The organism is Adhaeribacter radiodurans (genome assembly GCF_014075995.1).
GTDB lineage: Bacteria > Bacteroidota > Bacteroidia > Cytophagales > Hymenobacteraceae > Adhaeribacter > Adhaeribacter radiodurans.
Window position 1 is genome coordinate 6,632,277 of the sequence record NZ_CP055153.1, and the last position, 26,958, is coordinate 6,659,234.

A 26,958-nucleotide genomic window follows, 5' to 3' on the forward strand; every position below is an offset into this window, starting at 1 on the left:
CTCTTCCATTCGCCTCCTGTTTTCAACTAATATTTACTAATTTCTTTTTCTAGAATGCTAAATAGCAATGTTAACGATAGCGTTATACTTATTTTTTAGGGATTACTCTTTTTCTACCCTATTCTGCTAAGTTTGGAAATTTATTTTTGGTATTAAGCAAAAATCAACATCTTTGGCAGCTTAATCGCAATCTAGCATGACAACATCTCCCTTTGATTTATCAGGTAAACTGGCTTTAGTAACTGGCGGCGGTACCGGTTTGGGTCTAGGAATAGCCGAAGCGTTTATTCAGGCAGGGGCCCGGGTAGTAATTACCGGCCGGCGGCTGGAAGTTTTACAAGATGCTTGTAAGCAATTAGGGCCAATGGCTAATTGTCAGGTAAATGATGTAGCCGATTTGGCTTCTATTCCGGATTTGGTGCAAACAGTGCAACAGCAATCCGGCCCAATTGATATTCTGGTAAATAATGCAGGTATCAATTTAAAGAAACATACTTTAGAAGTTACCGATGCCGAATTTCAAGCTATAATTCAAACCAATTTAGTAGGTTTATTTGCTTTAACCCGCGAGGTAGCCAAAGGCATGGTGGAGCGGCGCGCCGGTTCTATTATCATGATTACCTCAATGGCTGCAATGTACGGCTTGCCTTTAGTAACGGCCTACTCTGCTTCTAAATCGGCCGTATTGGGTATGACGCGCGTACTCGCCAGCGACTTATCGCCGCATGGCGTGCGGGTTAATGCCATTGCACCTGGGTTTATTCAATCGCCAATGCTTTTAAAAGCCTTGGAAACAGATCCGGAGCGCAAACGAAAAGTAACGGGCCGTACTCCTTTAGGAGGCTTTGGGCAACCTTCCGATATTGGTTATGCTGCCGTGTACCTGGCTTCTGAAGCAGCCCGTTTTGTAACTGGTATTAATTTACCGATTGATGGGGGTAACTCCATTGGTTTTTAGATAACAGCTACCATCTGCCAGTTACCATTTATCATTTACGTGATATTGGAATTAGTTAGAAAAGAAGAATGGATTAAAAGGTATTATAAGGTCTTAGGGTAGTAGGTCAGTGCTGGTTAATTAGTAATCATATATTTTACTTTAAACTAATTTCGTCGAAGTATTTTATATTAATCAGAAAAGGACTTTGTTTAAGTGTATTAATCCGGATAAGTCTGCTATTTAGATAAAAAGCGGTATCGTTGCCGGAAAGGTTATCGCAAAAAAAGTGTTTAGGAAAAGACTTTAGCTTTTGTTTTTACTTTAAATTACCCCATAAAATATTAAAAAATCTACTTTGGTGCAACACGTAGTTACTTTTGGTGAAATTATGATGCGGCTTTCTACGCCGGGTTTTGCTCGCTTTTCGCAGGCAACAAATTTAAATATTACTTACGGCGGCGGCGAAGCCAACGTAGCTATCTCTTTAGCTTACTTTAATATACCAGCAGCTCATGTAACCCGTTTCCCGGCTAACGATTTAGGGCAGGCCGCTACAGCGCTGTTGCGGCAACATCAGGTAACTACGGATCATATTATTTATGGCGGCGATCGTTTAGGTTTGTATTTTCTGGAAACAGGAGCCGCAGCTCGCCCGAGTAGAGTAATATACGATCGTGCTGATTCGGCTTTTGCCGAGTTAGAACCAGGTATGCTTAACTGGGAAGAAATTTTACAAAATGCCCGGTGGTTTCATTGGACTGGTATTACGCCCGCTATTTCAGAAGGGGCAGCTCAGAGTTGCCTGGAAGCAGTGCAAGTAGCGAATAAACTAGGAATTACTGTTTCGGCAGATATTAATTACCGTAAAAATTTGTGGCAATACGGCAAAAAAGCCTACGAAGTAATGCCTGAATTGGTAGCCGGCTGCGACTTAATCGTATCAAGTATTGGCGATGCGGCAGATATTCTGCAAATAAAACCTGCCGCCGAAGCAGCTGACCCATTCGTTTCGGTGGGCCAACAAATAATGCAGCAGTACCCGCGCATTAAAAAAATTGTAAATACCAACCGGGGTTCCATAAGCGCATCGCATAATACGTTAGCGGGGATGATGTGGAACGGCCAGCAATTACTACAAACGCCTACCCACGATATGGTGCCTATTGTGGATCGTATTGGCGGCGGCGATGCTTTTATGGCCGGTTTAATTTATGGCTTACTCACCTATCAAAATGATCAGCAAGCTTTAGATTTCGCGGTAGCCGCTTCGGCTTTAAAACATACTATTGAAGGCGATGCAAATTTAGTAACCGTTGCCGAAGTAGAACCGGTTATGCAAGGAGATAGCTCCGGACGTTTAAAAAGATAAATTAGTCAATAGACCATAGACTATAGTCTAATAGAAAAAACTAACCTAAGTGGTAATTAACCGGTTTATTACTAGTTTATTAAAAAATTAAATTTCTTTTTTATAATATGTGGACTATGGTCTATCGACTATGAACCATGGACTATCAACTAAAAATATGGCTCGTTTTACCCGATTGCAAACTTACGCCAAAATGGCGGAAACTGGTTTAGTACCAGTATTTTATCATTCAAATATAGAAGTATGCCAGCAGGTTTTGGCGGCTTCGTACCGGGCCGGCGTGCGGGTTTTTGAATTTACCAACCGGGGCGATTTCGCCCACGAAATTTTTGGTGAACTCAACAAGTTCGCGGCGCAGCATTGTCCCGAAATGATTATGGGTGCCGGAACTATTTTTGATACTGGTACGGCTGCCTTATACATGCAATTAGGAGCTTGCTTTATTGTATCTCCGGTTTTAAAAGAAGATGTAGCCATTACGTGTAACCGCCGCAAAGTAGGCTGGATTCCGGGGTGCGCTACCATGGGCGAAGTTTCCCGGGCCGAAGAATTAGGCGCCGAAGTAGTAAAGATTTTTCCGGGCGATGTGGTAGGTCCGGCTTTTGTAAAAAGCTTGTTAGCGCCCATGCCTTGGTCTACGGTAATGGTTACCGGTGGCGTGAAGCCCGAAGCAGATAATTTAAAATCCTGGTTTCAGGCAGGAGTAACTTGTGTAGGTTTAGGCTCGCAATTAGTACCCACCGAATTACTCAATAGCCAAGATTATGCTGGTATCGAGAACCACATGAAAACTACCATGGATTTAGTAAAACAAGCCCGGAATAAAAAATAAAATCATCGTGTAATGTAATAAATAGTCTATGCAAACTATAACTAAAACTGTTGCTACCGGAGTTGGTTCTTATCGCTGGACTATTTGTTCGCTTGTATTCTTTGCTACTACCATTAATTACCTCGACCGGGCGGTAATTAGTTTATTAAAATCTAACCTGGAAACAGAGTTCCGGTGGACCGAAACGGATTACTCTAACATTGTAATTGCTTTTCAGTTGTCGTATGCCTTGGGTATGCTGGGAGTAGGCCGATTAATTGATAAACTGGGAACCAAGTTGGGTTATGCTTTATCCATTACTTTGTGGAGTGTGGCGGCTATTGGTCATGCTTTAGTAAAAAGTACTTTTGGTTTTGTTATTGCCCGTTCAGCCTTGGGTATTACCGAAGCCGGTAATTTCCCGGCCGCGATTAAAACTGTGGCCGAGTGGTTCCCCAAAAAAGAGCGGGCTTTAGCCACCGGTATTTTTAACTCGGGTACGAACATCGGGGCTATTATTGCACCTCTAACGGTACCGTTTATTGCGGCACAATGGGGTTGGCAATGGGCATTTATTTTAACTGGCATTATTGGATTTATCTGGCTGGTTGCCTGGTTTTTTATTTACGAAGTACCGGCTAAGCATGCCAAGCTATCCCGCACTGAATTTGATTACATTCATAGCGATGTTGATACGACCACTGATACCGAGAATGCCGGAAAACCGGTTTCTTGGGTAAAGTTGCTGGGGTTCCGGCAAACCTGGGCCTTTGCTTTAGGTAAGTTTTTAACCGACCCGGTGTGGTGGTTTTATTTGTTCTGGCTACCCGCTTTTTTAAAAGCCGAATATGGCGTAGAAGGTACCGCTATGGCGTTGCCGGTTGCTTTGGTGTATACTTTATCTACTTTTGGCAGCATTGGCGGCGGTTGGTTACCTTTAAAATTTATCCGGGGAGGCATGCCGGTATTTAAAGCCCGCAAAACTTCTATGCTGATTTATGCTTTTTGTGCGCTGCCGGTTTTGTTTTCGCAGTATTTAGGGTCGTTTAACATGTGGTTAGCCGTTTTTATAATTGGCTTTGCGGCCTCAGCGCACCAGGCCTGGAGCGCGAACATTTTTACTACAGTTTCAGATATGTTTCCCAAAAAGGCCATTGGCTCGGTTACGGGTATTGGTGGCATGTTTGGCGGCTTAGGCGGCATGCTGATTGCTAAATTAGCTGGCCTGTTATTCGATCATTACAAAGCATTGGGTACTATCGAGATTGGCTACTACATTATGTTCTTAGTTTGCGGTAGTGCTTATCTGTTAGCTTGGTTAGTTATGCACGTATTAGCACCTAGAATGAAGCAAGTAGAATTATAATTTGCCTTCAATTATTTTATTTAGGTTGATATAACACCTATCCTCCTTATCGCGCTTAATAATGGACATTATCCGACTTAGAAACTTAAGCCGATACTTAAATTGGTTTCAGGCACATCATTTAAAAAGTTAAGAATAAAATTTCCAATCAAATCTAAATCAACTATAGGCAGCTTTTGGGAGAAATTTACTCTCTAAAACATTAATCCTGCTTGTCAATTCTTTAAGTTAGTTGTTTAGGAATTACAACTCATAATTTTTGTACACCAACGTATTGTAGCCATCCCTACTTTAAAATGCAATGCTAAACAATAGTTAGGGTATTAGTACCAATTAATGAAAGCACTACTAGGCTGGTAAAATGTAAAAAGTACAATAAGTTTGGAATGGAATTTTGTTACATTGTATTTATAATTAAATTAATAAGTTGTTTTGCAAACGTTACCGGTTTTTTACTAATTTTAAATTTTAAGTAGTTAAATTGAATTTAATCTAACTTTATTTACAAATTATTGATGTATCAATTAATTTGTTTGAAAATTTGACAACAAATTAATTATTTTATTAGATGTCTTATAATTTATAAAAAATATCTAATACGCTATGCCCCACAACAATCTGTTCCTCGTATATTTATAATACATTTACGGTTTCTTAACAAAAACAAGTTTGCTCGTATGAAAAAAGTTACCCATCATTGGCAACGGAAAAGTTGCTTACTTTTACTGTTGACTGCTTTAGGAAGTCCGGGGTTTACCCGTCCTCTTCCGAATCCACTCTATTCTTCCGTAACAACTATTGATTGGCAAATAACCGGCAAAGTTACAGATGCCACAGGTGGTCCAGTGCCGGGTGCTACGGTAGTTTTAAAAGGTTCTGCTTCAGTAGGTACTACCACGGGAGCCGATGGAAGCTTTAGCTTATCTGTGCCGGAACAGGCCGGAACTTTAGTAATTTCTTTTATTGGCTATACTACCCAAGAAAAAGCTTTTACCGGTCCTGGAGCAATAAACATTACTATTTCCGAGGACGCAAAAGCTTTAGAAGAAGTTGTAGTAGTTGGTTACGGGGTGCAGAAAAAAGCCGACGTTACCGGAGCTACTGCTACAATTAATGCCAAAGATTTAAATGCCGGTGTAATTAATAACCCATTGCAATCGGTACAAGGTAAAGTTGCTGGGTTAAATATTGTAGCTGGCGGCGGTGACCCTACGAGTAACCGACCGGCTATTCGTTTGCGGGGTACTTCTTCTTTAAGCGCGAACAGCGAACCTTTAGTAGTAATCGATGGAGTAGCCGGAGCCGATTTAAACTCCGTAGCCCCCGAAGATATTGAAGCAGTGGACGTACTGAAAGACGCGTCGGCAGCAGCTATTTACGGTTCCCGGGCAGCGAACGGGGTAATTCAGATTACCACCAAACGTGGTAAAGCTGGTAAAACTACCGTAGAATTGAACAGCTATGTAGGTATGGAGCAAGTATCGAACATGCTGGATTTTCTGGGTCCAGATGAGTACGTAGCAAAATTACGAGAACTTAACTTAGATGTGGCAGCTAACGATTATGGTGCCCGCACCAATTGGTTCGACGAAATTACCCGTACCGCTATTAGCCATAACCAAAGTGTAGCCGTTTCCGGGGGGACCGATAAATTTAATTACCGGGGTTCAGTGGTGTATTTAGATCAGCCTGGTATTGCTTTAAATTCCGGCTTCGATCGTTTAAACTCACGCCTGAACTTGACCCAGAAAGCGCTCGACGATAAATTAGAAATTCAGTTATTATTATCGCAGCAAAGAAGTAAGAAAAACTACGTTGATTATTTTTCTTATCTGTTGGCAGGTCGTATTAATCCTACAATACCGGTTTATAACGATAATGGTACTTACATGCAGCCTGGTGTATCTGGAGTAGATGTATTTAACGGGAACCGCATTCCGGGTGGTTTCGAAATTGAAAACCCAGTTGCCCGGATGCAGCAACGTACCAACGAATCAAACGAAAAGCAAACACTGGCTAATTTAAAGGTTTTCTTAACTCCGGTAGAAGGCTTGCGTTTGGGTGTAAACACCTCTATTAATAATTTTAATACCAGCTATAGTTTTTTCCGACCCAGCAACTGGCGGGGTAGCGGTAATAGTTTAGCTTTTGGTAGCCGTTCGCAGCGCGAAGTGTTAGACCGCTTAACCGAGCTTACTGCTAATTACAGCCGTACCACTGGTAAGCACAATTACAGCGCTTTAGTAGGGTATACTTATCAGAAATTAAGTAACGAAGGTTTTGGTGCTGAAAACAGCAGCTTCCCCGATATTTTTAACTCAAATAACTTAGAAGCTGGTAACCCAGGCAGCGATGGTTCTACCAACCGAGTAGTAAGATCTTACAAATCAGAAGCCGTCTTAATTGGTTTCATTGGTCGTTTAACCTACTCTTACAACGATAAATATCTGTTTACCGGTAATATCCGGCGCGATGGTTCGTCTCGTTTCGGGCAAAACAATCAATGGGGTTGGTTCCCGGCATTTTCCGTGGGCTGGCGTTTAAAGCAGGAAAACTTTATGCAAGGTGTTGGTTTCCTGAATGATTTAAAACTACGTTTTGGTTACGGTGTAACCGGTAACCAGGAAGGTATTTACGATTACGGTTCCCGTTTATTATTTGGACCGGCTAACTCTTACTATACCAATGGTGGTTTCCAAACAGCTTACCAATACAGCCAGAATTCTAACCCAGATTTAAAATGGGAAACTTCGGCCATGACCAATTTCGGGGTAGACTTTGCTCTCTTTAATAATCGATTGACTGGTTCGATTGAATTTTACAATAAAGATACCCGCGATTTATTATTTGATTACCCTATTGCTATTGGTACCCGCTACGGTGGCGAACAACTTACTGCGGTAACAGGTAGCTTATTAGCTAACGTGGGTGAAATAAATAATAAAGGTATTGAATTAGCTTTGGATTATATTGCTATTGATAACGGCGATTTCCAGTGGCGTACCAACGTTAACTTAGCGCATAACAAAAACAAAATTGTTTCCTTAAGCTCTGGTATCTTCCAATATAATCCGGCCAGCCCTAGAACATATGGTACTTTTGGTAGCGGTCAGGGAGGTATTGCCCAGCCAGTAGTGTTACAAGAAGGTCGTCCAGTTGGTCAGTTCTACGGTCCTGTTTTCCAAGGTTTCACGCAGAACAGCGATGGCTCTTACTCTTATAAATTCCAGGATATCGACGGCGATGGAACGGTTGATCCATTTGGTAAAGACCGTACTTATTTAGGCGATGCTAACCCTGATTTAGTGTTTGCCTGGGGGAACACGTTTACTTATAAGAACTTTGATTTAAGCTTCTTGCTGCGCGGAGCTGTTGGTCACCAAATTGTAAATGGACCTTACATCTACTCCGCTAACCCTAACCGCTTCCCTGGTAACAACGTTATTTCCGATGCCTTTTCTACCGGCATTCCGGCCGGTTTGTCGCCTGCTTTCTCTAGCTTGTGGGTAGAAGATGGCGATTTTGTTCGTCTGGATAACTTCCGGTTCTCTTACCGTTTGCCTAACTTCTGGAAGTATTTAACGAATGCATCCGTATTCGTGGCCGGAAATAATACCTTTGTTATTACCAAATACCGGGGTATTGATCCGGAGCCAAGATTAGGTGCATCGCGTGATGTGTACGGTGGCTTAAATACCAATGTGGGCGGTACTACTATATCAGCAGCCGATGCTAATGCGCTAAATCTTTCTCCCGGTATCGAACCAGTTACATACTATCCTAAGACTCGTTCGTTCTCTTTAGGCGTATCATTAACTTTTTAAATAATGATGATCCTAATTATTTGCCTTTTACACTTTTAAATAAGTGCTTTAATTTAAATATGATATGAAAATACATCCTTATAAAAAGATTATTGCTGCAGCCTCTATTACCTCTTTGCTCCTGGGTGCGCCGGCCTGTACCGATCTGGATACTGAAATTTATGACCGGGCCGATGCGAATGAATTCCCGACTAGCGTACAGGAATTGCGATCTATTATCGGGTCTACCTATGCCGAGTTGCGTGGTTTTTATGACCCGGTGAGTGTATTAAATGAGGCCACCTCCGACGAGATGGTGGTACCTACCCGCGGACCAGACTGGTACGATAATGCTTCGTGGCAGCAAATGGCCCGTCACGAATGGACCCCCGTTTCACCGGGGCAGATAAATGGGTCCTGGGAGTGGGCTTATCGGGTAATTGCCAAAGCTAACATTAACTTGGTAGCACTTAATACTACCCAGTTAGATATTTCTGATGCCGATAGAGCAACCTTGGCCGCCGAACTAAAAACCGCCCGCGCGTATGCGTACTTCTGGCTAATAGACATGTTTGGCAGTGTTCCCCTTATTACCGAAGATACTCCGCCAGGCAACCCTAGCCAGAGTCCTCGCTCCGAGGTATTTGCTTTTATTGAAAAAGATTTAAAAGATGCATTACCAAATTTGTCAGAAGGGAAAGGCACGGAGTTTTATGGTCGGTTCACGAAAGGGGCAGCCAATACCTTATTGGCTAAATTGTACTTAAATGCGGAAGTTTATACCGGTACTGCTCGTTGGCAAGATGCTATTGCCGCTACGGATGCCGTTATTAATTCCTCAACGGGATATTCTTTAAACCCGGATTTCTTATCTAACTTTGCTGTAAATAATGCGGCTAACCCAGCTACTTACAACGAGAATATTTTTACTATTCCGTATGATAAAATTCTGGCTACCGGTATGAACTGGCAAATGCGGACACTTCACTATGCGCAAGGTGGAGCGTATGGATTAAGTGGTAACCCCTGGAACGGATTTGCTACCCGGGCAGATTTTTACAATACCTTTCCGGAAAACGATAAACGTCGGGCTATATGGTTAGTAGGGCCGCAAAAAGATAATCAAGGCAATATAATCCAGTTTACCGATGCAGTGGATAACAAAAGTAAACAGTTAATATTTACGCCTGAAATTTCTTCGCTGGAGAAAGCTTTTGGTAACGAAGGGGTTCGAAACGTGAAGTACGAGGTACAGAAAAACAATAACCGAACCGACCAGGACAACGACTTTGTAGCTTTCCGTTTTTCGGATGTACTTTTAATGAAAGCCGAAGCCTTGGTTCGTTCAGGTAACAGTGGCGATGCCATAGATTTAGTAAATCAGGTTCGGCAGCGGGCTGGTGTTGCTAATTTGGGTGCGGTTACGCTGGATGATATTTTAGCCGAACGTGGCCGGGAATTAACCTGGGAAGGCTGGCGCCGCAACGATTTGATTCGTTTTGGCAAATGGGAAGATGCCTGGCAGTTTAAGAACAACAGCGATGTAAATAGAAGATTATTCCCTATTCCGGCAACGCAACTTTCCAGTAACCCTAACTTAAAACAAAACCCGGGTTACTAATATTTGGCCTTATCTAATTACCACTAAATACCAACCAATAAAAAAAGCAAGTTGCTTCAACTTGCTTTTTTTATTATATTAGAGAAGCCTTTAAAGCGCTTTTTGTAGTTTACCGATGATATCTAAATTAATTCGGGCCTTAACGGCCGTTGTTATTTGTTGCACCTGTTTTGCCTGCCAAAAAAAAGAACTCACTACAGATACTTTATTTGAAGAACTATCCACTTCTCAAACCAATATTACTTTTATTAATAAAGTAGAGGTAACGCCAGAAATGAACATTTTCAGTTACCGCAACTTCTACAACGGGGGTGGAGTAGCTATTGGCGATGTAAACAACGATGGCTTGCCGGATATTTACTTTTCGGCTAATACTGCTAAAAACCAACTTTACCTGAACAAAGGTAATCTGCAATTTCAGAATATAACCGACTTAGCCCAGGTAGCAGGTAAACAAGCCTGGAGTACCGGCGTAACTATGGCCGATGTAAACGGCGATGGTTTACTGGATATTTACGTGTGCAATTCCGGTGATGTAACCGGCGATAATCGTAAAAACGAACTTTTTATTAATAACGGTAAAAATTCTCAAGGCATTCCTACTTTTACCGAAAAGGCCAGCGAGTATGGGCTGGATGATGAAGGGTATGGCACCCACGCCGCTTTTTTTGATTACGACCGCGATGGCGATTTAGATGTATATTTACTAAATAATAGTTCTTACCCGGCCAATAGGCTAGGCTATACTAACGTCCGAAATCAGCGCGATAAATTAGCCGGTCAGAAATTATTCCGGAACGATAACCAGAAATTTACCGATGTAAGCGAAACGGCCGGCATTTATGGTAGCTTAATTGGTTTTGGCTTAGGCATTACTGTTGGCGATGTAAACAACGATAATTGGTTAGATATTTTTATTTCTAACGACTTCTACGAGCGCGATTATCTGTATATCAATAATCAAAACGGTACTTTTACCGAAGCTTCTAAAGACTGGATGCGGCACGAAAGTTTATCTTCCATGGGCGCCGATATTGCCGATATCAACAACGATGGCCACCTGGATATTTTTGTAACCGATATGCTGCCCAGTAACGATACGCGGCTAAAAAGAACTTCCCAGTTCGAAGGTTACGATTTAGAACAACTAAAACTCTCCCGCGATTTTCATTACCAATACATGCAGAATATGCTGCATTTAAATAACGGTAATAATTCGTTTAGTGAAGTAGCGCGGTTGGCGGGGGTACAAGCTACCGACTGGAGCTGGGGCGCTTTATTATTCGACATGGATAACGATGGCCTAAAAGATATTTTTGTAGCTAATGGTATTTATAACGATATAACCGATCAGGATTTTGCTAATTTTTTGGGTAACGAAGAAACCATGCGGCGGGCCGTAGAAGGGGGCGGTTATAATTACAATAAAGAACTTATCTCTAAAATGACTTCTACGCCTATTCCGAATTATGCCTTTCAGAATAAGGGTAATCTGCAATTTGTGAATAAAGCAGAAAGCTGGGGTTTAGGAAAGCCCGGCTTTTCTAACGGGGCGGCTTACGGAGATTTGGATAACGATGGCGATTTAGATTTAGTAATTAATAATGAAAATTCTCCCGCTACAGTCTATAAAAATAAAGCTACTGAAAAACTTAAGAATAACTTTTTACGGGTAAAACTGCAGGGTACCGCAAAAAACCTCGATGGCATTGGAGCTAAAGTATACGTGCATCAACCAAACCAGACTTTGTACCTGCAGCAAATGCCCAACCGGGGTTTTGAATCATCCGTCGACTTAAACTTAACTTTTGGCTTAGGTAAAGAAACTCGCATTGATTCGGTAAAGATCATCTGGCCGGACGACAAAATGCAAGTAGTAAAAACAGTAAAAGTCAATCAACAACTAGTTTTAAATTACCAAAATGCCGATAAAACATTAAAACCGGTAAAAGTTAAAGCTACAGGACCTTTTTACGATGCTACTCAGCAAGTAAAATTAAATTATGTTCACCGCGAAAGTAACTTTGTGGACTATAACCGCGATGCACTCTTAAAGCAAATGCTTTCCACTCAAGGTCCGGCCTTAGCTACCGGTGATGTGAATGGAGATGGCCGCGAAGATGTGTACGTAGGCGGAGCAGTGGGTAACCCTAAAAAACTTTTCTTGCAACAGGCAAATGGTACTTTCCTGGAAAAACCAACCACCACGTTCCAGGATGGTTTGCAATCAGAAGATGTAGATGCCATATTTTTTGATGCCGATAAAGATCAGGATTTAGATTTGTACGTTGTAACAGGTAGCAACGAGTTTTTGCCTAATGCTCCGGAGTTGCTGGACCGGCTTTACTTAAACGACGGAAAAGGAAACTTTACCCGCGATAATCGCTTACCCAACTTGGCCGAGAATGGTTCCTGCGTGGCCGCGGCCGATTTCGACCAGGATGGCGACATAGACTTATTTGTCGGGGGTCGCATGGTTTCTGGCAGCTATGGTTACGATCCACCGAGTTATTTATATGTTAACGATGGCACGGGTAATTTTAAAAACTATACCAAGCGCTATTTACCTAAAAATGAATTAGGCATGATTACAGATGCCGCCTGGGCGGATGTAAATGGCGATAAATATCCCGAATTAATAATTGTAGGTGATTGGATGCCAATAATGGTATTTAAAAATAATAATGGCCGTCAGTTGGTGAGCAGCCATTCAGCGGGTATCCCTAATTCAGAAGGTTGGTGGAATGCCATAAAACCGGCTGACGTAGACGGCGATGGCGATCTGGATTTTATTTTGGGTAATCTTGGTAAAAACACACGTATTGTGGCCAATACTAAACAACCCGCCGAGTTATACACCGCCGATTTCGACGACAACGGTACAGTAGAACAAATTATCTCTTGTTATACCGAAGATGGTAAAGCCTACCCCATGGTGCTGAAACAGGATTTACAAAAACAAGTACCCAGCATTAAGAAAAATTTTATTAAATACACCGATTACGCGGGTAAACAAATTCAGGAGATATTTCCGGAAGAAGTTTTAAAAACAGCAATAGTTAAAAAAGTAACTAACCCCAATACTTCTATTTTGCTCAATCAAGGTAATTTTAAATTTACTTTGCAGGCGCTACCGCTCGAAGCGCAGTTTTCCCCCGTTTTTGGTATTGAAACCTTCGATTACAACCACGATGGCAAACTGGATATGCTACTAACCGGTAACTTCTTTGATGTTTTGCCGGAAATTGGGCGTTACGACGCCAATTATGGTTTACTTTTGCAAGGGAAAGGCCAGGGTAAATTTGCCGTTATTAAATCCCAAGATTCGGGTTTGCAAGTAAACGGGCAAGTACGCAAAAGCCGACAAGTTATTGGTTCTGCTAACCAGCCGCTATTCATTTTAGCTAAAAACAATGACACTTTACAAGTTATCAGTTATAAAAAATAAATCTGCTTTTTGTTACAGCATCTTCCTGCTTCTAACCTGTTTCATTTCCTGCACGGGCAAAAAAACAACTACGACGGTAGTTAAAAATCCACTTTTTGAACTAACAGATAGTAGTAAAACCGGCATAACGTTTAGTAATAACCTGCAGGATACCAAAGATTTCAATATCTTAAGTTACTTGTATTATTACAACGGAGCCGGAGTAGCCGCTGGCGATGTAAACCAGGATGGGTTAACCGACTTGTTTTTCGTATCTAATCAGGGTAAAAACAAACTCTACTTAAATAAAGGAAATTTCCGCTTCCAGGATATTTCAGAAAATGCCGGTATTAGCGGGTATGCCGATTGGAAAACCGGCGTAACTATGGCCGATGTAAACGGCGATGGCTGGCTAGATATTTACGTGTGCGCGGTAGGCAATTACAAAGGCTTGGAAGGCGCCAATGAACTGTACATAAATAATGGAGTTGGACCGGATGGCCAGGTAAGCTTTACAGAAAAAGCAGCGGATTACGGCTTAGATTTTTCGGGTTTTTCCACGCAGGCTGCTTTTTTTGATTACGACCGCGACGGCGACCTGGATGTGTATTTACTTAACCACGCCGTGCATACTGCCCGCAGTTACGACCGGGTAACTGCCCGAAACCTGCGCGATAACGAAGCCGGTGATTACCTCTTCGAGAATCAGTTAATTACCACTAAAGGCCAGGTACCAAAAGGAACCGCCGTAAAATTTAAAGACGTGAGCCAAGCGGCCGGCATTTACGGCGCAGCTATGGGCTACGGCTTAGGAATAGCGGTAGCCGATTTTAATAATGATGGTTGGGTCGATATTTACGTTTCTAACGACTTTCACGAAGATGATTATTATTACCTGAACAATGGGAATGGCACCTTTACCGAAAGCGTGAAAGACCATTTTCGCCACTTAAGCCGCTTTTCGATGGGCAATGATGCCGCCGATATGAACAACGACGGTTATCCGGATTTAATGACGCTGGACATGTATCCGGAAGATGAAAAAATTGAGAAAGAATCGATGGGCGAAGACCCCATGGATATTTACCTCTACAAACTACAGTTCGGTTATTTTAACCAGTACAGCCGCAATTGCTTGCAATTAAATTTAGGAGGGCAAAAATTTTCGGATATTGGTTTAATGGCCGGAGTAGCCGCTACTGATTGGAGTTGGAGCCCTTTGTTGGCTGATTACGATAACGATGGGCACAAAGATATTTTTATTACCAATGGCATTGTGCGCCGGCCCAATAATTTGGATTATATAAAATTTGCTTCGGCCGATTCCATGCAATTTGCTAAAAGTATCTCGAAGCAGATGGATCAAAAAGCCATAAGTATGATGCCGGAAGGCAAAGTACATAATTATATGTACCGCGGCACCACTAGTTTGCGCTTTCAGGATGAATCTACGAATTGGGGATTTGCTGAACCAACTATTTCGAATGGAGCTGCTTACGCCGATTTAGATAATGATGGCGATTTAGATTTGATTACCAATAATATTAACGCTCCGGCAGGTGTCTACCAAAATCAAAGCAATAAATTAGTAAAGCACCATTACTTAAAAGTTAAACTGCAAGGCGAAAATCTAAATACCTATGGAGTAGGAGCCAAGGTGTTTGTGAAACAGGCTGGGAAACTCCAGTTTCAGCAACTAATGGCTACCCGTGGTTTTTTATCGGCGGTAGAACCCGTTTTAAATTTTGGTTTAGGTAAAGCCCCGCAGGCCGATACTTTACTTATTATTTGGCCTAACCAGAAAGCTCAGGTAAAAACCAACATTCCGGCAAATAGTACTTTGGTTTTAAAACAAGCCGACGCTCAAGAAGAAGCAAAGGCATATTATGCTCATTTATTTCCTAAAACGCCGCCTTTATTCGAAGAAATTACTAAAACTACCAACGTAGATTTTAAGCACCAGGAAAATAGTTACCTCGATTTTTACCGAGAAAGTTTAATGCCGTTCCAGGTATCTACCGAAGGCCCAAAACTGGCAGTAGGTGATGTAAACAACGATGGCTTAGATGATTTTTACGTAGGTGGTGCCAAATGGCAACCCGGTAAATTGTTCGTACAACAGAAAAACGGTAAATTTTTAACTACTAACCAAGCGCTTTTTCAAGCTGATTCTACTTACGAAGATGTGGATGCCGCTTTGTTTGATGCGGATAAGGATGGGGATTTAGATTTATACGTGGTAAGCGGCGGTAACGAATTTTACGGCAAAATGCCCGAGCAGTTCGACCGTTTATACTTGAACGATGGGCAAGGTACGTTTACGAAAAGCAATAACCTGCCCCCGATGTACGATAATAAAAGCTGCGTAAAAGTTGCGGATTACGATAAAGATGGCGACTTGGATCTTTTTGTCGGTGGGCGGGTAGTAGGCTATCAATACGGCAATTCGCCTAATTCTTACTTACTCATTAACAATGGGCAAGGTAAATACAGCGATCAAACGGCTCAACTGGCTCCGGCTTTGCGGCAAGCGGGTATGGTTACTGATGCTTCCTGGGCGGATTATGACCAGGATGGCGATTTAGATTTAATTGTGGTAGGCGATTGGATGCCGATCCGGATTTTCGAAAATCAAAAAAATCGTTTAATCGAAACTACCGAACCGAGCGGTTTAGCTGCTTCTCAAGGATTATGGCAAACCATTCAAGCCGCGGATTTTGATAAAGACGGTGACCAGGATTTTGTAGTTGGGAACCTCGGCACTAATACCAAATTACGGAAACATCCAGATACTAAGTTAAAGTTATACGTGAAAGATATTGATGGCAACCAAACGGTTGATCATATTTTAGCTTACAGTTTAGGCAATAAGTGGTACCCGGTAGCTACCAAAGACGAGCTAGGCAAGCAAATGCCCCTTATCAATAAGAAATTTACTAATTACAAGGAGTTTCCGGGTAAAGCCATCGACGAAATTTTTAATAATAATGAATTAAAAGATGCCAGAGTACTGGAGGTAAACCACTTTGAATCAATTTATTTAGAAAATGACGGCAAAAAGCATTTTAAAGTAGTGCCTTTGCCTAAGGAGGCTCAGATTTCTAAAATATTTACTTTTTACCCTACCGATATTAATCAGGACGGTAATTTAGATGTTTTATTGGGCGGTAATTTTTATGGCGTAAGCATGTACCAGGGGCGCTACGATGCTAGTTACGGGTTATTATTGCAAGGTAATGGCAAAGGGGCCTTTAAACCCATCCTGCCTACAACCAGTGGTTTTTTACTCGAAGGCGAAATCCGGGATATTAAGCCGCTAAAAACTGCATCCGGTCTTATTTATCTGGTTGCCCGCAACAATGCTCCTCTTCAGGTATTCCGGCCCAAGAAGACCGGTGCTACCGCTTTAGCTACTAAATAGTTGTACGTTTTAGATGGTAAATTTTCTTTTTAGAGTGCTAACTGTTAATGATAGAACTTTTTATTGATTGAGAGCTATTAGGTAGTAAGCTACAAAATGCATAATAGTTTTAATGAGAACAAAAAACTATAAGCGTATTTACTTAAAATGACACTTTATAGGATTATAATAGTGTTTTTTATTAAAAGTTTAGCAAATTTTTCAGTAACCGAAACACTTATCTAAATTTTAGGTCAGTTTAGTCTTTGCTATTTTATTTATTATCTTTAAGTAAAAATAACGATGTTGCTTTTACAGGTTATGGAGTAATTACCTGTAAAAAAGCGTTGGTTCTTTATGAAGGTTGAGTTTTTTTCTTTTTTAATTGCTATTGTAATGCTGGTGGGGGTGAGTTGTCAGAAAAGAACAGCTGATCAAACTACCTTAGCCAATCCGGATGTGATGCATACTTCCGTTCGGAAGTTAACCGATGTAATGGTGCACGATATATTTTCGCCGCCCGTTGCCAGCCGAGTATACGCTTATTCTACTATTGCGGCTTATGAAGCCTTGTTGCCAGGCTATCCTAATTACCAATCCTTAGCCGGGCAGTTAAAAAATTTAAAAGATATACCTAAGCCTACTCCAGGGCAGGAATATTGCTATCCATTGGCAAGTTTACGGGCTTTTTTAACGGTAGGTCGTACCCTTACCTTTTCCGGCGACAAAATAGATGAATTTGAACCATTAGTTTACCAAAAATACAAAGATGCCGGCTTAGACGAAGAAGTATATGACCGCTCGATGGCTTATGGAGAAGCCATTGGTAAAAAAATACTGGAATGGGCCAATCAGGATGGTTATCGCGAAATCCGCGGCCACCGTTATACTGTGGTAACTACCGAACCCGGAAAATGGCAACCAACCCCACCGGCTTATATGGATGCTATAGAACCCTATTGGTATAAAATACGGCCGTTTGCTTTAGATTCGTGTAGCCAGTTTAAACCGGCTGTGCCTAGCAAATTTGATGTAAGTAAGGGAAGCGATTTTTACAAGGAAACGATGCAGGTGTACGATGCCGGTAAAAACCTGACGACTGAACAAAAAACTATTGCCTCTTTCTGGGATTGTAATCCGTTTGTGATGCACAACACGGGGCACGTAATGTACGCTACCAAAAAAATAAGTCCGGGTGGTCACTGGATTAATATTGCTGCCGTTGCATCTAAAAAAGCGAATGCCGACTTTATGAAATCAGTAGAAACGTATGCTTTAGTTTCTATTGCGGTAGCTGATGGATTTATCTCGTGTTGGGACGAAAAGTATCGGAGCGGTCGTATCCGGCCCGAAACGGTAATTAATACCTACATTGATAAAGATTGGGTGCCGTTGCTGCAAACGCCGCCTTTTCCGGAATACCCGAGTGGCCATAGTGTTATCTCTACAGCAGCAGCGGTTACGCTTACCTCTTTATTCGGCGAAAACTTTGCTTATACCGATTCAACGGAAGTAGTTTTTGGCTTATTGCCCCGTAAATTTACTTCTTTCCACCAGGCTGCCGAAGAAGCATCTATTAGCCGATTGTACGGGGGAATTCATTACATGCCCGCAATAACTAATGGACAAACAGAAGGCCGTTTAGTAGGCGAGTTGGTGGTAAGTAAAATTAAAACTCGGAAAGCAGATACAAAAGCAGAGCAAGTGGCGGTTGCAAAATAAGCCTCATTCATTACCATTACATCATTGTCCGCAAACCAGTAAAAATTCACTAAATGCTTATGGAGAAGTCAGGCGTATAGTTTTATTAAAGTTTGTTTTAAGTTCCCGATTACCAGCAACTACGAGAGCATAAGAAATAGTTGTTACTTTCTGATTACCTTACTAGCTTTACTCGTTACATAGCAAAACCATTAAATTAAATTAAATTAAACATGAATAAATTATTTGGTACCGGTTTAACCGTTTTAGCGTTTAGCGCGTTCTTTTTTCTTTCAACTGCTCTTATCGCTAAAAAAGAACAAGTTCGCCACGTAGTAGTTTTTAAGTTTAAACCTACTGCTACGCCAGCGCAAATTGCCCAAGTAACTCAAGAATTGGGCGCTTTAAAAAGTAAAATACCGGGTATTATCTCCTTCGAACACGGCGTAAACGATAGCCCGGAAAAGAAAAACTTAGGTTTTACACACGTTTATTTAATCACTTTTGAAAATGCAGCTGCCCGCGATACGTATTTGCCACATCCGGAACATAAAAAGTTCGGCCAATTGCTCGGGAAACTGGGTATTATGGAAGATGTGTTTGTTGTAGATTATGCGCCGGAGGCTAAATAGAATTTAGAAGAACAACGATTTCCTTAGTAAAAAAGAGCCTGCTGTATAAGTACAAGCAGGCTCTTTTTATTATTTAACGTGCGTTTGAGATAAAGATTAGTATAGAATGAATAGGAACCTCCTGCTCTTTATTTGGTCATTCTGAAAGAATTTAATCAGTTACTTACTAGTAATACCTGGTAGTATTTACTAATTCCCATAAGAGTATATTAGAAAGAAGTCAATCCGGTAGGTATTGAAAATAGGAATGTCGGAAACCTGCCGGAGCTGTAGTCTGATGATAGTTATTCCACTTCCGTCATCCTGGAAGGAACTAACCGGCAGAAAAGAAGAACGGATGATTGAAAGTAAAGGAGATTACCTGCTATAACTTTCTAGAAAACAGAAAACACTATGGCAGTCACTCTAAATTGGTTAGATCCTTCCAGGATGACGGAAGTAAGAATAAAAGTCGTTTTAAACTTCTATTTTCGACAATCCTATTTTAAAAATCTGTCGGGTTTGAACCATCCAAGATTCTTTTTACTATTGGGTATTAGCTCCTGCCAGGATGACCGAAATAGAAAGCAAGTAACTTTAAAATAGAATTTTATCTTTCTTGCTAGTACTATGTTGTATGGATCAATGCTTCTCTCGAACGCACATTATTTACGCACTTGTTTAAAAACAAATACCCCTTTTTTATTAGCAACAATTATATCGGTTAGCTTGTCTTGGGTAATATCTTGGGTTACCACGTGTACGCCTACACCGGAGCTATCATCTATCAGGTGCGGAATCCAAGTGGGGGTTTTGCCTGGCTTCAACTCAAACCAGTACAATACGGGCGGTTCAAACTCTCCTGGATCTTTGCCCATATGAGCAAAATAGCGTTTGCCTGTTACTAAATCGGGGTGCCCATCGGAGTTGATATCGGTAAAGGACAGGCCGTGCGTTTGGGTAAATTTATCGGAAATTAAATGGCGGTTCCATTGAATAGTGCCCTGTTCGTTGCGTACTTGTTCGTACCACCAAATTCCTAAGGCATGTGCCGAAGCAGAAACAACATCCTGGTCGCCATCTTCATCGAAGTCATACGTGTACATCTGTGAACAAGCTTCCCCTAAGTTTGCCGGGTGGAAGGTCCAATCTGTTTGCGTAGGATTGGCAGGTGCTTCCCACCAGCCTTCTTTTATCAATACATCCTGACGACCATCTTTATTGATATCACCTACTCCCAATCCATGCGAGAATGGCTCGGAACCAGGGCTTTTTTCCTTACTAATAGCTATTGGTTGCCAGGTTACATTTAAAGCAGAAACCGAAGGTTTAAACCAGGTCATCTGGCCCGTGGTAGAGTTCCCGCCTAATAAATCTAGTTTCCCATCGCCATCAACGTCGAAGAAACCAGCCGACTCATTACCTAGCGTGTTATGAATAATGTGGGCTGTCCAGTGGCCTTCTTTTTTCTTGGGATTTTCGAACCACATAACTTCTTTACCCGGAAAACCAACACGTACAAAATCCAGCCAGCCATCCTGGTTTACATCCATGGTGTGGCTCACAAAAGCATTGCTATATCCTTTGTCATAATAAAATTTTTCGGGCTGCGTTATTTCGTGCTTTTTCCAAATGGGTGCTTCAAACCAATAAGCACCAGCTAAAACATCTATTTTCCCGTCTTTATTTACATCACCTACTGCTACGCCTTCGGCAATAAACTCATCTGTTAGTACTTCTTTCGTAAAGGAAATCGTGCCCGCTTTTTTAGTTTTACTTACTTTTTGAGCAAGTAATGTAAAAGGCGATACACTCAAAAAAGTTAAAAGCAGGAGGTAAATAAAAGAATGACAAGGTTTAGGGTAATACATTCCTGGAATTTGTTTAATAACAGTTGCAAAACGATTTTTCATATATGGTAAAATTATACTACTAATCTGCCGGCTTAATAAAAGCTTTGTATGTAAATGAACTGGTTGGGGAAAGTATTACTATAAATTTAGAAATAAAAACATTCTTTTGGTAAATGAAAAAGCCCACTTCATTCGGGTGAGCTTTTTCAGATAAAAGTTAGTAAATAAACTTATTGGTTTAAATGTTAAGTATCTATGATTGAAGTTTGCATGAACAAGATAAAATCATAAGCCAAATAATTTTTTTATTAGGCTACATACATTATTGTTATAAGCCCTTTTACCAACCAGCAAAATTTACTGGCGCATTATTTTAATTTGTTCGTGTAGCTTGCTGCCTTGCAACTGTAGATAATATACACCGGGTTGCCGCATGGAACCCGAAAAATTAAAACTTAGAACAGTACTTGCCTGTTTAAGAGTACGTTTTCCATGGGCCAGCATAGCCCCTGTAGCAGAAATAAGTTTGTAAGAAACTTCTCCGGACGCAGCTTCTCTGAGGACTACTTTTACCCGACCATTAGGGCTTGGGTTAGGATACACGCGCAAAGAAGAACCTATAGAAGAAAACTCTTTACCAACAGTTGCCACGCGAGCTACCTGGTTTACCACTGTAAAGTTTATAGTGAGCGGTGATCCCGCTGTTCCGGTACCATTAGTACCTGAATAAGGGGTAGCTTTTAAGGTGTACGAGCCTGCCGCTGGTGTCCAACTGTTATAATTACCGTTATTATCTCCAAAAAGGGCATAAGGCACAGCTGTTTCAGTTGCTTGCTTCGCTTGTTTACCGCTTAAGCTAAACACAACACTGCCTATCTTTGCCGGATTAGTTATCGCCTGAATATTTAAAGCTTTGGTAGGTAGAGCACCTAAATTTAATACACTACCATTCGTTAAAGGCTGAATTGCTTGTTCAGTAGTGGCATTTATCAGAACAAAACCGGTTACCTGTTGATTAGTACCCGTTGTTGAATTTACAGTAACAACAATTTGATCAGCAGCGCTGCTTGTACCAAAATTATCCTTTACTACCAAGCTAAATACATAGCTGCCAGCTACTAAGCCACTCACGGTTGGGCTAGCAACTGTTTTATTGTTAAAGGTAGCTGTGTTTGGGCCACTTACCTGGCTCCAACTGTAAGCTTGAATGGTGCCGTCTGGGTCGGTACCGGAACCATTTAGCCCAACACTATTGGTGGGCAAGGTAATAGCCTTGTCCGTTCCGGCATTCGCAATGGGTGCCTGATTTGGGTTATTGGTTCCTTCGCCGGTTAAGCTAATTGTAAGCGGCGTTGTACTGCCACTGTAAGTCACACTTAACTGAGCTACTTTGGTACCCAATGAAGCTGGTTTAAAAGATACCGCCACAATAGCAGATGCATTGGCGCTCAAGCTTACTGCATTCGAGAAGTTATGCGTGAATTCAGCACTATTAGCTCCTGTTAGAGTTACGGTATTTATTTGTTGAGTTGTAGAACTCGTATTAGTAAGCGTTATTGTTTGCGCTTGAGAAATAGTACCGGCTTGCTGGCTAAAAAAATGCAGGGAAGTCGGGTTTGCTGTGATTTGTCCGTTAGCTGGATTAGTAAGTGGAAGGATCTCAATGGCTGATATTTTAGGCTGATCTACTTTTACAGAGAAATCAATATTAAGCACACCATCTGTTACTGTTACATCAAACGTTTTTACTAGAACTTTCATGGCACCGGCTTCGGCGTAGATGTCGAAATTAGCTAATTCTACTGTGCCTCCTTCTAAATTAACCCCGAATATCCGTTTGCCCACTCCTGCAGCTCCACCACCAGTAGCTCCCCAGTATATTTCCGCGAAATGTAAGTTTACTCTGTACGTTCCGGCAGCCACCGGAAAAGCGTAACCAAATGGAGTGGCCGAGCTTCGTTCGGTTTTGTATAACTGATCAGAGTTTGTGTTCGCAATATCCGCAATTTGATTATTGGTATAAATTTTACCACCCGTAAAGTATTTATCAGCTTCCCAGCTTTTATTCTCTAGCGTAAGGGCCGGCCCACCACCGTTTATCAGATATAAGGGCGAAACAGAACTGCCACCCGCCTGACCGTTCAATCCAATTGTAGTTGTTCCTCCAGTTCCGGAATGATTAATAAGCACACTCCCGGTTTTAGTACCACTAGTAGTAGGGCTAAAGGAAATGCTTAAGGTTACACTTCCGCCTGCCGGAATGACAAATGGTAGAGAAAACGAAGTATTATGGGAGAAAGCAGCATCGCCGGTTTTAGTAATGCCTGTAACTACAATAGCCTGATTGCCTGTAGTATTGCTTAAAATAAGTGTTTTACTCGTAGTAGAAGCAGTAGCAACCTGCCCGAAATCTAAAGTGCCTGGGGCCGTTATCTTACTCTGACTTAATGCTGTTCCAGCAGGAATGGTAGAACCAGAAACATAATAGGCTTCCTGTGAAGTAAGTAAGGGACTTCCTCCCTGGTTACCTGCTCCCGTAACAATGTAAATACCGTTATTACTTTCAATAGCTTGGGTGCCATGGCGGCCTTGTTGCAGATCGGCTAACCGACGCCACGTGTTGGTTGTAACATTCAGGGCTTCCGTTTCTTTGTGGCCGGCTGGTTGCGTGCTTTCGCCTCCAATAACCAATAGTTCGTTGCCTAAAACAACTGTGCCGGCTCCAGCCCGTTGAGTAGGAATATTACTGCTACTAGGTAAAGTTGACCAACTACTGGTTGTAAAGTCATAAACATCCACTTCTGGTACCGTAAAAGTAAAGGTTTGCCCGGTACTGGCAGAGGAACGCCTTCCACCAGCCACATACAATTTACTATTTACAATCGCCGCATGAAAATGATCCCGGGCTCGGGGAGCATTTGGCAAAGTCTTCCAGGTATTGGTAGCCGGATCATATTCATCGAACCAGTTTACCCAACCACTCCAATGGCCATCTAAGATTCCACTTATCAGGTATATTTTATTATTGTACACCACTACCCCTGCCGAGCCCCGCCGGCGTGCCTGCGGTATAGATGGTCCGTTTATCCATTTATCGGTAACCGGATTATAAATATAAATTTGCGCTACAGGTGTTTCGCGGGGGTAAGAACCCGTAAAAGCACCCACTACATAAATTAATCCATTTAAAGTAACCGCTTGAAAATGGTGTAGCTCCATGGGTACATTGCTCTTGTTTACCCAGGTTTTATTAATCGGATCGTATTCCTGTACGGCTTTAATGCCCCGGCCACCAATTAAGTAAAATTTATTGCCTGCTTGCACATACGCATTCTCTTCGCGGCCAATTATAGCGCCGGAATTTGCAGTAAGGGTTTGCCAAGTACCTAAAGCAGTAGCCTGATTGGAGGTAACATTAATAAAATCCCAGGTTGCAGTAAAAGGCGAAGCATTTCGGGAAGTAGCCATAATACCAACTGCCAAAGCCGGGCTTCCCTGAAGAGCAGTTAATAAGGCGCCGCTTATCTGAATAGGCGTTCCTAAACTAAATACAGTACCGCCATCACGACTATATTTGGGCTGTACGGTTCCTGTTACCGGATTTACAGCTAAAAATAAATCCAGAGTAGAGGCTGGTATTCCGCCATTTATATCAAACTGATAAGAAACAGGTGTTCCGGCATTTTCAAAAACTACTTCTATACCGCTTTTGCCCCCATTGGCATTCAGTACTATTTTTAAATAATTATCCTGGTCGCCGGTTCCAATAAAAATACCTTGAGATTGATTTCCTTGCGGAGGTTTGTTATCAAAAAAGTTACCTAAAATCCGGGCTTGAATTGTAAAAGGACCTGTGTTGGAAGTTACATTTAAGCCAAATTGAAAAGCATTTTCCTGAGTGTTTAAAGCACCCAAAGCATCGCCTGCCGAAACCGCTACTACCGAAAAAGCACCTACTGCTCCGCCAGCAATTAAATTATCTTCATTATATAATTTAGAATAATCATTAGTGGCTATTTTATTACTCATTAAACCGGTAAAACCTAATCCAAAAAATCCCGTGCCCGGATAGTTGTTAAATAAATCGTACTTAATAGGAAGTGAGGTGGTCAAACCATTTTGAGCATCTTGGGCAAAATAATCTACATTGTCCGCAATTTGATCGTTATCATCATCAGTATCCTTTAAATCTGAAACTTTATCCCCATCAAAATCAGCTGGCTTACTGGAGGCAGAACATGGATTGGTTTGGTTGTCTATTTCATCCGCATTCGTGTAGCCATCTCCATCTTCATCTAAAGTGCTACTATACTGACTGCTGCAAGATATAAAATCGCCTGGCTCGAATATAGTAATGGCATTTGCTCCATAAGTAGCGGCCCATACTGAACCCGGAAAAACATCATTATCGCCCTGAGCAATTATATCAAGTGGCTGTGAACCAAAATTAGCGGCAAAAGGTGCATCCGTTATTAGTTTTTTGCCGCCTTTACTATTTAAGACTTGGTCGCCGGTACTATTTAAGGAAATCTTATAAATGTTGCCATTGTAGCAGGCGGCCAGTAAACTTCCTTTTAAAGCATTATTAAAATTGGAAGCGGTGTATTCGGTTAATCCATTGGTAGAAGTGGGAAAAGTTAATAAAGAATTATCTGCTTCGCCGGGGCTTTGGTAATCGCCTTCTATGGGGTGGGCCAGATTTACGGGTACAGGCGGCCAATCTGCCGGTAATGGATCGCTCCCGGTTTTGCTTGTACGCCAGACACCAGTCGACCCGGAACGAGTGTATAAGCCTGCTCCCGCCGGGTTTGCCCGGATAGGATTAGGATGACCTGCATAATAGCTGCCCGGTTCGTAGGTATCTAAATTGCCGATATAATGAAAACCATCCAGGTTATTTACCTGCGGATCATTTACACCCGGACCACTGGAGCCCGGTTCACCAACAACATAATTATTAGTAACCTTACCCGTCGCTCCTTCATTTGCCGGTCCGCCTCCCCATCCTTGGTTAGGTCCGTTATCTACCGTATACATTCTTCCTGCTTTACCTGGCGTTTTTGTAATAACTAAATCATAAGCATTACGATAGCCGGTAGAATGAACTTTTACCGGACCTCCTATAACAATTTTGGCCTGGTTCAATCCATCGTTTCCACCGAAAGGATCGCCTGCATCTGTTCCATCAGGGTTATTGCTCCGGGTAGGATCGTCTACAGTTGGCAAATCATATTTATATTTGGTGTTACCACTGCCCTTCATCGGAAGGGCTTCTACTTGCGATAAATCTATGGCCACAATGGAGGCAGATAAGGCATATTCGCAGATATAAGCAAAGTTGGCCGAAGGAGAACCAGCATTTGTAAATCCGCCGATAGTTAAGTAGAGCGTATTGGTTTTAGGATCCAACTGCATGCCATTAGTTGAATGATTTTCTTCGGAGCGAGGGAATCCACGGATTAAATCTACCTTATCCCAACTACTGGCTGTTTTGGTAAGCTTGGAAAGAATCCCCGAATTAGTATCTAAGTTTAGATCTCCTGATGGGCCACCAATGCGGCTATCGCTGGAGGTTACGTACATAATCGGGTTGGCTGCAGTACCACTTAGCAGCAATGAAGTTACCTGTCGGGTAGTGACACCCGTATTAACGGTGCCATTATCATTATGATTTGGAATTTGATTTATCAAGCTTACAGTTTCGGTAGCTGTAGCTGAATAATTATTAGCGCCATTTCTTACAATGGTGAAAATTTTAATAAGACCGTTTTGTTGGGCAATGTATAAACGGCCATCTGGGCCAAATTGTAAAGAGGTAGGATTTGTAATCGAAACTCCTTTTAAACTGCTAGTATTAAAGTTTTGCCCCCAAACGGGATCAATCCTTATAAATTGGGTTAGTAGTAATAAACTTAAAAATAAAAGTTTATTACTACTAACCCAATGGATAGTAATTAGTAGGTTCATAGCGGCTAGAAAATGGCTGTTAAAAATTTATAAAATGTTTAGAGAAAATGAGGAGGGTTAGCTAAAGACTCCAGGTTTTTGGAGGCTCC

The 26,958-nt window shown here is 41.7% G+C and carries 12 protein-coding genes; 10 read left to right on the forward strand and 2 right to left on the reverse strand.

Translation table 11 applies throughout. From position 1 onward, the window contains the following. Nucleotides 1-196 precede the first annotated feature (196 nt). From HUW48_RS26165 to HUW48_RS26210, 10 genes are all read left to right on the forward strand, one after another. A complete protein-coding gene (locus HUW48_RS26165) occupies nt 197-958 on the forward strand; it encodes an SDR family NAD(P)-dependent oxidoreductase (protein WP_182413737.1) in 762 nt (253 codons plus the stop codon). Between the two features lie 340 nt (nt 959-1,298). Then, nucleotides 1,299-2,309, forward strand: a complete 1,011-nt coding sequence (locus tag HUW48_RS26170) for a sugar kinase (RefSeq protein WP_220463975.1) — start codon at nt 1,299-1,301, stop codon at nt 2,307-2,309. A 130-nt stretch (nt 2,310-2,439) separates the two neighbouring features. After that, nucleotides 2,440-3,141, forward strand: a complete 702-nt coding sequence (locus tag HUW48_RS26175) for a bifunctional 4-hydroxy-2-oxoglutarate aldolase/2-dehydro-3-deoxy-phosphogluconate aldolase (protein ID WP_246343629.1) — start codon at nt 2,440-2,442, stop codon at nt 3,139-3,141. A gap of 28 nt (nt 3,142-3,169) precedes the next feature. Beyond that, a complete protein-coding gene (locus HUW48_RS26180) occupies nt 3,170-4,486 on the forward strand; it encodes an MFS transporter (RefSeq protein WP_182413739.1) in 1,317 nt (438 codons plus the stop codon). Between the two features lie 677 nt (nt 4,487-5,163). After that, nucleotides 5,164-8,310 (forward strand): SusC/RagA family TonB-linked outer membrane protein, encoded by a 3,147-nt coding sequence (locus HUW48_RS26185; protein ID WP_182413740.1) that lies wholly within the window; start codon nt 5,164-5,166, stop codon nt 8,308-8,310. 64 nt (nt 8,311-8,374) lie between these two features. Beyond that, entirely contained in the window at nt 8,375-9,910 is a 1,536-nt protein-coding gene (locus tag HUW48_RS26190; protein ID WP_182413741.1) for a RagB/SusD family nutrient uptake outer membrane protein, read from the forward strand. Nucleotides 9,911-10,025: 115 nt separating this feature from the next. Next, nucleotides 10,026-13,358 (forward strand): VCBS repeat-containing protein, encoded by a 3,333-nt coding sequence (locus HUW48_RS26195; RefSeq protein WP_182413742.1) that lies wholly within the window; start codon nt 10,026-10,028, stop codon nt 13,356-13,358. After that, on the forward strand, nt 13,324-16,758 hold the full coding sequence (locus HUW48_RS26200) for a VCBS repeat-containing protein (protein WP_182413743.1): 3,435 nt from the start codon (nt 13,324-13,326) through the stop codon (nt 16,756-16,758). The genes HUW48_RS26195 and HUW48_RS26200 overlap by 35 nt, the downstream gene beginning before the upstream one ends. A gap of 336 nt (nt 16,759-17,094) precedes the next feature. Continuing rightward, entirely contained in the window at nt 17,095-18,459 is a 1,365-nt protein-coding gene (locus HUW48_RS26205) for a vanadium-dependent haloperoxidase (RefSeq protein ID WP_182413744.1), read from the forward strand. 212 nt (nt 18,460-18,671) lie between these two features. Then, on the forward strand, nt 18,672-19,070 hold the full coding sequence (locus tag HUW48_RS26210; protein WP_182413745.1) for a Dabb family protein: 399 nt from the start codon (nt 18,672-18,674) through the stop codon (nt 19,068-19,070). Nucleotides 19,071-19,714: 644 nt separating this feature from the next. Here HUW48_RS26210 and HUW48_RS26215 read toward each other — a convergent pair. Next, nucleotides 19,715-20,962 (reverse strand): FG-GAP repeat domain-containing protein, encoded by a 1,248-nt coding sequence (locus tag HUW48_RS26215; protein ID WP_246343631.1) that lies wholly within the window; start codon nt 20,960-20,962, stop codon nt 19,715-19,717. 297 nt (nt 20,963-21,259) lie between these two features. After that, on the reverse strand, nt 21,260-26,869 hold the full coding sequence (locus HUW48_RS26220) for a malectin domain-containing carbohydrate-binding protein (protein WP_182413746.1): 5,610 nt from the start codon (nt 26,867-26,869) through the stop codon (nt 21,260-21,262). Between the last annotated feature and the right edge of the window lie 89 nt (nt 26,870-26,958).

Excerpts from the sequence above, each read along its gene's own strand:
- HUW48_RS26195 (WP_182413742.1), top strand. The coding sequence starts at position 10,026 with ATGATATCTAAATTAATTCGGGCCTTAACGGCCGTTGTTATTTGTTGC.
- HUW48_RS26175 (WP_246343629.1), top strand. The coding sequence starts at position 2,440 with ATGAACCATGGACTATCAACTAAAAATATGGCTCGTTTTACCCGATTG.
- HUW48_RS26185 (WP_182413740.1), top strand. The coding sequence starts at position 5,164 with ATGAAAAAAGTTACCCATCATTGGCAACGGAAAAGTTGCTTACTTTTA.
- HUW48_RS26200 (WP_182413743.1), top strand. The coding sequence starts at position 13,324 with ATGACACTTTACAAGTTATCAGTTATAAAAAATAAATCTGCTTTTTGT.
- HUW48_RS26205 (WP_182413744.1), top strand. The coding sequence starts at position 17,095 with ATGAAGGTTGAGTTTTTTTCTTTTTTAATTGCTATTGTAATGCTGGTG.
- HUW48_RS26210 (WP_182413745.1), top strand. The coding sequence starts at position 18,672 with ATGAATAAATTATTTGGTACCGGTTTAACCGTTTTAGCGTTTAGCGCG.
- HUW48_RS26180 (WP_182413739.1), top strand. The coding sequence starts at position 3,170 with ATGCAAACTATAACTAAAACTGTTGCTACCGGAGTTGGTTCTTATCGC.
- HUW48_RS26220 (WP_182413746.1), bottom strand. The coding sequence starts at position 26,869 with ATGAACCTACTAATTACTATCCATTGGGTTAGTAGTAATAAACTTTTA.
- HUW48_RS26215 (WP_246343631.1), bottom strand. The coding sequence starts at position 20,962 with ATGAAAAATCGTTTTGCAACTGTTATTAAACAAATTCCAGGAATGTAT.
- HUW48_RS26190 (WP_182413741.1), top strand. The coding sequence starts at position 8,375 with ATGAAAATACATCCTTATAAAAAGATTATTGCTGCAGCCTCTATTACC.
- HUW48_RS26165 (WP_182413737.1), top strand. The coding sequence starts at position 197 with ATGACAACATCTCCCTTTGATTTATCAGGTAAACTGGCTTTAGTAACT.